Origin of the sequence: Methylophaga sp. UBA5088 (assembly GCF_002414625.1) — a bacterium.
GTDB lineage: Bacteria > Pseudomonadota > Gammaproteobacteria > Nitrosococcales > Methylophagaceae > Methylophaga > Methylophaga marina.
This window is the reverse complement of sequence record NZ_DIAC01000036.1, coordinates 22,995-25,094: the sequence shown is the minus strand read 5'-3', so window position 1 is coordinate 25,094 and position 2,100 is coordinate 22,995. Positions and strand designations below refer to the sequence as shown.

At 42.1% G+C, this 2,100-nt stretch carries 3 protein-coding genes; all 3 read right to left on the bottom strand.

The window, feature by feature from the left end; genetic code table 11:
• On the bottom strand, positions 1-251 hold a 251-nt coding region (locus B4K20_RS05025), incomplete at its 3' end, for a tautomerase family protein (protein ID WP_289282100.1).
• A 116-nt stretch (positions 252-367) separates the two neighbouring features.
• Positions 368-1,117 carry an SDR family NAD(P)-dependent oxidoreductase gene (locus B4K20_RS05020; protein ID WP_289282099.1) on the bottom strand — a complete coding sequence of 250 codons (750 nt, stop codon included), beginning with the start codon at positions 1,115-1,117 and terminating at the stop codon, positions 368-370.
• A 145-nt stretch (positions 1,118-1,262) separates the two neighbouring features.
• The coding region (locus B4K20_RS05015; RefSeq protein WP_289282098.1) for a GGDEF domain-containing protein at positions 1,263-2,100 on the bottom strand (838 nt) is incomplete at its 5' end.

The following is a 2,100-nucleotide window of genomic DNA, read 5'->3' as shown; positions in this document are numbered from 1 at the left end:
CAAAATAAAGACCTGATAAGTTGTTTCTGCGTGTCTGGTTTTCGCCCTGACATCATATGTATTTCGATGACGGTATAGTCATCACTCCTGCCGCCGGGATAAAAGAAATCCTCTTTATCCATCGGAATAAAGCGATGTGCTCGTTTATCCTCAGGCAAACCAAGTACCGATTGCATACAAGAATGGATAACATCCGACAGTTGCATCTTGATTGGATTCAGCTTTTCTTTGATACCATAAATCACAATCACTTAATCTCTCCTTAATTGATAACCTAGCTATTCAATCATGCATTGGCAGGCTTGTGAATCAGTTCAGTTTGATGCATTTTTATACTGGTTTATGTGCTTGTTGCATCCAAAACAAGCTAAGTCAGATTCAAACCACCATCACATAACACGATTTCGCCGGTCAGGTAGGTGCTGGAAATGATCATAGCCGCTATATGCGCAATATCTTCTGGGCTGGCACCTCGCTGCATAGGCGACTTCTCTTTCCATAATGACTGTGCATCCAGCCAAGACGCTGTCATGGGTGTATCGACTAAACCAGGGGCAATAGCATTCACTCGAATAGCCGGAGATAAATTTAGCGCGAGCAGTTTTGTCATGTGATTTAACGCCGCTTTTGACGCAGCATACGGAATCGACGCCCCTTTTGGCCTGACGCCCGCGTGAGAACTAATATTAACAATACAACTAGGACAAGCGTCAGAAGCGGAAGCCCTCAAGGCAGACTCTGCTTCAGCGATTAACACCCAAGGCGCTATAACATTCACTTCATATAAATCACGCCAAACATCGGCGTCGGCTTGCTTCAGATCTTTATGCGGAATCATGGCATTGATACCCGCATTATTAACTAATACGTCCAACCGGCCGAACGCTGCCAGCACGGCCTCTATTAAACCTTTGGTTTGCTTTTGGTCTGCCAGATCAGCTTGAAAATAAGAGGCTTTCTTTAGCTGACTGGCGAATAATTTCCCCTCGTCAACTGAATTTTTAGAGTGTATAGCCACGGTGTAACCTTCATCAGCCAAACGTTGAGCAATCGCTCTGCCTATACCAGATGTTGAGCCGGTCACTAATGCCACGCGAGCACTATTTTGATTCGTCATTACTTTCCCATGAGTAGGTGCTGTGATCATCAGGGTCATTAAAAATGATGACTATCACATAATAAGACAGTCTTTAAAACGTGACTGAAAAGGCCTCTTTTCAATTATGTTTTTTAGTTTATTAAATTAAGACTCTATCACTGTTTCAGCTTTGCTTATTCTCTTCAAACACGACAAATTGATTTTTTCCAGCCAATTTAGCCTTATACATCGCGATATCAGCAGTTTTAATCATTTGTTTGGCATCAAGACTATTCCCCTGGCTGATAACCACACCAATGCTGGCTGAGATGGCAAGGGTCACATCACCAATAAATAACTCTTTCTGAATTAACGCCAGAATATCCTCAGCCACATTGATGGCATCTGATTTACTTTGTAACTGTGTGAGGGTCACGATAAATTCATCACCACCCAAACGAGAAACAGTATCAATCCCTTCTCTTACACAAGACAACAAGCGTTTACCGATTTCATATAACAATTGATCCCCGACATCATGTCCCTGTGTATCATTAACCTCTTTAAACCCATCAAGATCAATAAACAATAATGCTGTGTAGCTGTCATAGCGTGATGAAGCCAGAATCGCCTGTTCAAGCCTGTCCATACCTAACAACCGATTAGGTAAGTTAGTGACTGAATCATAATGAGCCAATTTCCGTAACTCATCCCGGTTATTTTCGAGCTGCTGGGCAGCCAGCCTGATGTGCCTGATGTATTTATTCATGAAGGTAGAAAATACAATCAGGATAATAATCACACACAAAACGATGACACCCGTAATAGGCAATATCTCAGTGATATACTGCTTTCCTGGCTGGTGAGGCTTCCATGTAGCATGGCCAATAACATTCCCATCGATATCTTTAATATCTTTAGCGATATAGTTTTTTTTCAATGGGCTATTGGTGGCTTGGATAGTGAGGTCATGTAAATGAAACTGTTTATCCCATTTTGTCAGGAGAGCCTGATCTAACTTC

Excerpts from the sequence above, each read along its gene's own strand:
- B4K20_RS05020 (WP_289282099.1), bottom strand. The coding sequence starts at position 1,117 with ATGACGAATCAAAATAGTGCTCGCGTGGCATTAGTGACCGGCTCAACA.